Annotated in this window: 4 protein-coding genes and 1 pseudogene; 3 read left to right on the top strand and 2 right to left on the bottom strand. The window is 69.0% G+C overall.

What is annotated here, in order from left to right:
- Positions 1-517, bottom strand: a pseudogene (locus EJK15_RS74835) (hypothetical protein); the annotation flags it as partial.
- 76 nt (positions 518-593) lie between these two features.
- On the opposite strand from EJK15_RS74835, the gene EJK15_RS26720 reads away from it, so the two are divergent.
- Both EJK15_RS26720 and EJK15_RS26715 read left to right on the top strand, forming a co-directional pair.
- Positions 594-1,364: a PP2C family protein-serine/threonine phosphatase gene (locus EJK15_RS26720; protein WP_138713219.1), complete on the top strand. Its 771-nt coding sequence runs from the start codon at positions 594-596 to the stop codon at positions 1,362-1,364.
- A 79-nt stretch (positions 1,365-1,443) separates the two neighbouring features.
- The gene (locus EJK15_RS26715) at positions 1,444-2,466 is read left to right on the top strand and encodes a CHAP domain-containing protein (RefSeq protein WP_240777231.1); all 1,023 of its coding nucleotides are present in this window, start codon (positions 1,444-1,446) and stop codon (positions 2,464-2,466) included.
- A gap of 67 nt (positions 2,467-2,533) precedes the next feature.
- Here EJK15_RS26715 and EJK15_RS26710 read toward each other — a convergent pair whose 3' ends face one another.
- Positions 2,534-3,583 (bottom strand): glucose 1-dehydrogenase, encoded by a 1,050-nt coding sequence (locus tag EJK15_RS26710; protein WP_138713218.1) that lies wholly within the window; start codon positions 3,581-3,583, stop codon positions 2,534-2,536.
- A gap of 105 nt (positions 3,584-3,688) precedes the next feature.
- On the opposite strand from EJK15_RS26710, the gene icmF reads away from it, so the two are divergent.
- The gene (gene icmF, locus EJK15_RS26705) at positions 3,689-6,877 is read left to right on the top strand and encodes a fused isobutyryl-CoA mutase/GTPase IcmF (RefSeq protein ID WP_138713217.1); all 3,189 of its coding nucleotides are present in this window, start codon (positions 3,689-3,691) and stop codon (positions 6,875-6,877) included.
- Positions 6,878-6,905: the final 28 nt, after the last annotated feature.

Here is a 6,905-nt window from a genome sequence, read left to right as displayed (position 1 = left end):
GCAGGGCGGGGCCGTGGTGTATAAGAGACAGGCCCGCCTCCGTGCCCGGCCCGCCCGGCTCGGCGCCTGGGCCGCCTGGCCTGCTCGGCTCCGTGCCGGGGGTGCCCGGGGCGCTTGGGGTGCCGGTGGTGTCCGGGGTGCCGTCGCCGTCAGGCCCGGTGTCCAGGGCGGTTTCGGTGCTATCCGGTTCGGAGCGGAGGGCATGCCCGGTGCCGGCGGTGGCGTTCTGATGGCGGGTCAGCAGCGCTCCCGCCTGGGCGACCAGCTCGCCCAGCCGCAAATCGCCGGCGGCTTTCAGGCGTTGCCACACCCGATCTCCCAGGGAGACCTGGTAGGACTTCCCATAGCGGCGCAGCCAGGACTCGACCTGGCGCAGTGAGAACAGTGGCTGGTTGGTCGTGCCGCCGATGGGCTGGGGGAAGTCGTCGTGGCGGCGGCGCCAGTTGCTCACCGCGGCCCGCCCGACACCGGCGAGCCGGGCGATGTCCCCGGCGTTGACGGTCGGGTCGTGGCTCATGGAGCCCACAGTAGTTCACAAGAGTCTTCAGCGCATCTGCTTGTGAAGTCTTTCAACCAATGATTTACTGCAGGGTATGAAGCACAACATCCGCTACGCCGCCGGATCAGACGTGGGCCGCCGCAGGGAGCAGAACGAAGATTCCGGATATGCGAGTGGCCGGTTGCTCGTGGTGGCCGACGGGATGGGTGGGCACGCGGCCGGCGAGCTGGCGAGCTCGGCGGCGATCGCCGTCATGCGCGAGCTGGATGTCACGCTTCCCGAGACGGGCGCCGACGTGGAGGCGGCGCTGGAGGCCGCCGTCCACGAGGCGGGGCGCAGGCTGGTCGAGCTGGCCGACATCGACCCCGCGCGCAGGGGGATGGGGACCACGGTGACCGCCATGCTGTGGGACGGCTACCGGTTCGCCCTGGCTCATCTCGGTGACTCCCGCGGATACTTGCTTCGCGATGGTGCGCTTTACCAGATGACCAAGGATCACACACTTGTGCAGTCGATGGTGGACGAAGGGCGGATAACAGAGGATCAAGCCGCCGTGCACCCCCGGCGTTCGATGGTGCTGCGCGTGCTGGGCAGCGAGGGCAGGGCGGAGCCCGACATGGCGCTGCGCGAGGCCGAGCCTGATGATCGCTACCTCCTCTGCTCCGACGGGCTGACGACCGTGCTCGGGCCAGAGGTCCTGCACGAGGTGCTGACCACGGTGGCAGACCCGGCCGCGGCCGTCCAGCGGCTCATCGATCTGGCCAACGAGGGCGGCTCGCCGGACAACGTGACCGTGATCGTGGCCGACGCGGTGGCGCCGGGCGCGGGGGACGTGTCCGTCTATCGCGTTGGTGCCGGCTCCTAACGTACGTCGTAGACAGTCCCACCTGCCACACCAGTCACATAGCCGAAATTTCGACTCATAACAAGACACTTTCCCGGTCGTGCGCGCAATTTCGCGATGGCGCTACTACAGTCCATCGTGGTTTGTCGGTTTTCTGGGAGGAGTCACCCTGGACCCGATCGCTCACGAGCTGCTGGAGACGGTCAAGCAGGAACTCGGCTATAAGGAGAAGAGCGGCCAGTTCACCAAGTTCGGCCAGTGGTACGCGGATCGCGTCCAAGACACCCAGTACAAGAACGCGCCGTGGTGTGACATGTTCCTCGCGTGGGCGGCGGACAAAGCAGGCGTTACGCCATACGTCGGCGAGTTCGCCTGGACGCCCTCGCACGCGGCCTGGTTCATCAAGCAGGGCGCCTGGACGCAGAAGCCCGAGCCGGGAGCTCTGGTCTTCTACGACTGGAGCGGCGGCAAGAGCTACAAGGGCATCGACCACGTCGGAGTCGTGGAGCGGGTCGACGGCAAGAAGATCCACACGATCGAGGCGAACGTCGACCGCGTCTGGCTCAAGCGCAAGACCAGGGAGACCGACAAGGTCGTCGGGTACGGCTTGCCGCGCGTGGTCAAGGACAATGCGGAGAAGCTCGATGAGATCCGTGCCACGGAGCGGCCCTTCGTACCGGTGCCGCAGGCCGAGCCCGCGCAGGGGTCTCCGCTGGACGTGTTAGGCACGCCGCCCGCGCTGCTCGCCGCCATGGTGCTGATGACCATCCTGCTCTCGTTACGCGTCTCCGGCCGCCGCCGCGGCACCCACCGCCGCCTCACCTTGCCCTGGCCGTGGAACGCGCCATCCGGCCCCCGACCGGACAAGCCGACGGCACCCGTCCGGCGCAAGCCCTCGGCGCGAGAGGACGCCCCGGTCCGTGAGAAGGCCCCGGTCCGTGAGAAGGCCCCGGTCCGAGAGAAGGCTCCGGCTCGCGACAAGGCACCCGCCGGTACGACCAAGACACGTGGCGCCGCCAAGCAGTCCGCCCCGCCTGCCAGGACCCGCGTCCCGGTCGGTTCCGGCCAAACGGCCACCAAACATTCCACCCCCACACGCCGCAAGCCCTACGAGCCCACCTAGGCCGAGACGGCGCGAGCCGTACTGGACAGGTCATGTTCTTCAGGGAACCACAGGGAATTCAAGACGCTCAGGTCGTGAGGTCGATGACCACCTTGACGTCGTCGCCGGGTTCGAAGGCCTCCAGGGCGCGCTCCAGCGGCACCCTCCTGGTGATCAACCGTTCCAGCCACCCCGGATCCGCCTCGGCCAGCGCGGAGGCGGCGTTCCTGAAGTGCCGCAGGTTCGCGTTGACGGTGCCGAAGACCACGTCGTTCTCCAGCACGATGTCCCGGTTGATCATCCCGGCGTCCACCCGATGCACCCGGCCACCGGGCGCGAGCCCGCACAGGCAGACCATGCCGGCCGCGGCGGTGGCGGTCATGGCGTCGATGACGAGCTGTCCCGCACCGGTGCACTCGATGATGACGTCCGGCTTGGCCTCGGCGAACGCCGCCAGTGACGAGGCCGAGTGGTAGGTCGCGTCCAGCGCGCTCACCAGTTGCGACTTGAGCCCTTCGGGAGCCCGGTCGAGCACGTGCACGTCCAGCCCCCGCTGCCGCCCCAGCAGCGCGGCCAGCAGCCCGATCGGCCCGGCGCCCGTCACCAGGACCGTGCGCGGCTCGAACCAGGTCCGCGAGCCGATCCGTTCGATCTGCTCCCACGCCTTGGCGACCACAGACGCCGGCTCGACCAGCATGCCGACGCTCGCCAGTGACGGGTCCAGGCGGACGGCGTACCCGGCCTCGATGGCCCAGCGCTCGGAGGCGTACCCGTCGATCTCCTTGATGCCGCGCTCGGTGTAGCGGCCGTTGCGGCACATGTCGAACTCGCCGCGCCCGCACGCCCCGCACGGTACGGGATCGGGCCGGCGTACCACGCCCACCACCAGGTCGCCGGGGGAGAACGCGGAGCCTTCCGGCGTCTCCAGCACCCGGCCGAGCGACTCGTGCCCGATGATCATCCGATCCCTGCCAGGCGGCGCCCAGCCGTAGTCGGCCGTCGCCAGCTCCCTGTCGGTCCCGCAGACTCCGATCGCGAGTCCCTGGACGAGCAGCTCGCCCTTGTCGGGCTCGGGATCGGGCACTTCCCGCACGTCGAGTGTCCCTTTGTGGCCCGGTGCGAACGTCAGCGCGCGCATTCGGCGTCACCTCCTCGGCGAGGTCCCTACCCCGGAGGTCCTTGGGAAATAGTAGGACGTCCTAGTATCTTCGGAGAGAGAGCCCTCACGAAGGAGTGATCAGGCGTGCACGTCCCGGTACACCCAGTCCGTTTCGTGACCGCCGCGGCCCTGTTCGACGGGCATGACGCGGCGATCAACATCATGCGGCGCATCCTCCAGTCGCAGGGGGCCGAGGTGATCCATCTCGGGCACAACCGCTCCGTCGACGAGATCGTCACGGCCGCCATCCAGGAGGACGTCCAGGGCGTGGCGATCAGCTCGTACCAGGGCGGGCACGTCGAGTTCTTCACCTATTTGGTGGAGCTGCTGCGCGAGCGCGGCGCCGGGCACGTGAAGGTGTACGGCGGCGGCGGGGGCGTGATCGTCCCCGAGGAGATCGACCTGCTCCACTCGCGCGGCGTCACGCGCATCTTCTCGCCCGAGGACGGCCAGCGATACGGCCTGCCCGGCATGATCAACAAGCTGATCGAGGACTGCGACGTCGAGCTGGGCGACCCACCCGCGCCGGAGGCCGTGGTCTCGGGTGACCAGCCGGCGCTGGCCCGCGCGATCACGCTCATCGAGAGCGGCCGCGCCCCCGCAGAGCTGATGGAAGGGCTGAAAACGGACCGGCGCGCCCCCGTGCTGGGCATCACGGGCACGGGCGGCTCGGGCAAGTCCTCGCTCACCGACGAGCTGGTACGCCGCTTCCGCGTCGACAACGACGACAAGCTGCGCATCGCCGTCATCGCCATCGACCCCACCCGCAGGCGCGGCGGCGGGGCGCTGCTCGGTGACCGCATCAGGATGAACAGCCTGGGCCCGCAGGTCTACTTCCGCTCCCTGGCAACCAGGGGCGCCGCCAATGAGGTGCCCGCCTGCCTCGACGAGGTGATCGCCGCGTGCCGGGCCGCCGGATACGACCTGGTGATCGTCGAGACGCCGGGCATCGGCCAGGGTGACGCCGGCATCGTCCCGCACGTGGACGTGCCCATCTACGTGATGACGCCCGAGTTCGGAGCCGCCTCCCAGCTGGAGAAGATCGACATGCTGGACTTCGCCGAGGCCGTGGTGATCAACAAGTACGAGCGGCGCGGCGCGGAGGATGCCCTGCGCGACGTACGCCGCCAGCTCGTACGCAACCGCGAGGCGTTCAGTGCCAGGCCGGAGGACATGCCCGTCTTCGGCAGCATCGCCGCCCGCTACAACGATGCCGGCGTCACGGCCCTCTACCACCACCTCAAGGGGCAACTGCTGGAGGAGGCCGGACCCGGGCTGCTGCCGGAGGTGTCCGGGCGCACCTCCCAGGCGTCGGCCGCGATCGTGCCGCCCGCCAGGTCCCGCTACCTGGCCGAGATCGCCGAGACCGTCCGCGCGTACCACGCCGAGACGCTCGCCCAGGCGGAGGTGGCCCGCCGCCGTCAGCAGCTCGCCGCCGTACAGGAGCTCGTGGCCGACGACCGGCTGACGGAGCTGCACGCCCAGGCCGGCCGGGAGCTCACCGACGAGAGCCGGGCCCTGATCGACACCTGGCCCGCCGTCAAGGAGCGCTACACCGCCGACGAGCTGGTCGTGAAGGTACGCGACCGCGAGATCCACACCCCGCTCTGGCGGGAGACGCTCTCGGGCAGCCGCGTCCCGCGCGTGGCCCTGCCCCGCTACACCGACCACGGCGACCTCCTGCGCTTCCTGCGCAGCGAGAACCTCCCTGGCACGTTCCCGTTCACCGCCGGCGTCTTCCCGTTCAAGCGCGAGGACGAGGACCCGACCAGGATGTTCGCGGGGGAGGGCGACCCGTTCCGCACCAACCGGCGCTTCAAGCTGCTGTCGGAGGGCCAGCCCGCGACCCGGCTGTCCACGGCGTTCGACTCCGTCACGCTGTACGGCCACGACCCCGACCTGCGCCCCGACATCTACGGCAAGGTCGGCACTTCCGGCGTCTCCATCGCGACGCTCGACGACATGAAGGTGCTCTACGACGGGTTCGACCTGGCGGCGCCCAACACGTCGGTGTCCATGACGATCAACGGCCCCGCCCCCACGATCCTGGCCTTCTACCTCAACACCGCCATCGACCAGGCGCTCGATCGCTTCCGCGCCGAGCACGGCCGCGAACCGTCACCCGATGAGGCCGCGCGGCTGCGCGCCCGCACGCTGGCCACGGTCAGGGGCACCGTACAGGCCGACATCCTGAAGGAGGACCAGGGGCAGAACACCTGCATCTTCTCCACCGAGTTCTCGCTCAGGATGATGGCCGACATCCAGGAGTGGTTCATCAAGAACGGGGTCCGCAACTTCTACTCGGTCTCGATCTCCGGCTACCACATCGCCGAGGCCGGGGCCAACCCGATCAGCCAGCTCGCCTTCACGCTGGCCAACGGGTTCACGTACGTGGAGGCGTACCTGGCCAGGGGCATGAAGATCGACGACTTCGCGCCGAACCTGTCGTTCTTCTTCTCCAACGGCATGGACCCCGAGTACAGCGTGCTCGGGCGGGTGGCGCGACGCATCTGGGCGGTGGCGATGAGGGAGCGGTACGGCGCCGCCGAGCGCTCCCAGAAGCTGAAGTACCACATCCAGACCTCGGGCAGGTCCCTGCACGCCCAGGAGATGAACTTCAACGACATCCGCACCACCCTGCAGGCCCTGATCGCGATCTACGACAACTGCAACAGCCTGCACACCAACGCCTTCGACGAGGCCGTGACCACGCCGTCGGCCGACTCGGTCCGCCGCGCCATGGCGATCCAGCTCATCATCAACCGCGAATGGGGCCTGGCCAGGAACGAGAACCCGCTGCAGGGTTCGTTCATCATCGAGGAGCTGACGGACCTGGTGGAGGAGGCGGTGCTCGGCGAGTTCGAGCGCCTGTCGGACCGGGGCGGCGTGCTCGGCGCGATGGAGACCGGCTACCAGCGCGGCAAGATCCAGGACGAGTCCATGCTGTACGAGATGCGCAAGCACGACGGGTCGCTGCCCATCATCGGCGTGAACACGTTCCGCAACGGGACGCACGACGAGGCCCAGCCGCCGCACAAGCTGGAGCTGGCCAGGGGGACGGAGGAGGAGAAGCGCTCGCAGCTCGACCGGCTGCGCGCCTTCCACGAGCGCAACCGCTCCGAGGCGTCCGGGCAGCTGGCCAGGCTGCGTGAGGCGGCGATGTCGGAAGGGAACGCTTTCGAGGTGCTGATGGAGGCGGCGCGGGTCTGCTCGCTCGGCCAGATCACGGATGCGCTGTTCGAGGCGGGAGGCCAGTACCGGCGCAACGTCTGATCCTGGAATCCACGTGCCGGGTGCGGTG

Origin of the sequence: Nonomuraea basaltis, assembly GCF_005893125.1 — a bacterium.
GTDB lineage: Bacteria > Actinomycetota > Actinomycetes > Streptosporangiales > Streptosporangiaceae > Nonomuraea > Nonomuraea basaltis.
The sequence above is the reverse complement of the archived record's forward strand: the minus strand, read 5'-3'. Positions and strand labels throughout refer to the sequence as shown.

Coding starts and splice junctions, on each gene's coding strand:
- EJK15_RS26720 (WP_138713219.1), top strand. CDS start 594: ATGAAGCACAACATCCGCTACGCCGCCGGATCAGACGTGGGCCGCCGC.
- EJK15_RS26710 (WP_138713218.1), bottom strand. CDS start 3,583: ATGCGCGCGCTGACGTTCGCACCGGGCCACAAAGGGACACTCGACGTG.